Origin of the sequence: Bradyrhizobium sp. RD5-C2, assembly GCF_019972155.1 — a bacterium.
In the GTDB taxonomy this organism is placed as follows: Bacteria; Pseudomonadota; Alphaproteobacteria; order Rhizobiales; family Xanthobacteraceae; genus Bradyrhizobium.
This window is the reverse complement of the sequence record NZ_BOVL01000043.1, coordinates 1-267: the sequence shown is the minus strand read 5'-3', so window position 1 is coordinate 267 and position 267 is coordinate 1. Positions and strand designations below refer to the sequence as shown.

At 62.9% G+C, this 267-nt stretch carries 1 pseudogene; it reads right to left on the bottom strand.

Annotated elements, in window-relative coordinates:
• A pseudogene (locus tag BraRD5C2_RS33625) lies at positions 1 to 267 on the bottom strand (non-homologous end-joining DNA ligase); the annotation flags it as partial.

Here is a 267-nt window from a genome sequence, read left to right as displayed (position 1 = left end):
CTGCTTGCCAAGGTAAAGGGCTGCCACGCCAGTGGGGTCCTTGACGAAGCCGACGATCGGGAATTTCTCGCGCTGAACCGTCTTGACCTTCAGCCACGCCTCGCCCCGCTCCGACCGGTATGGAGCGTCGGCCCGCTTGGAGATGATGCCCTCGTAGTTGAGCTTGGCAGCGTGCTCGAACAGCTGCTGCCCGTCCCCGGTGACATGCTCGCTGAATAGGACCGGAGGTTCGAGCTGGTAGGTATCGAACAGGCCCTGCAGCATGGC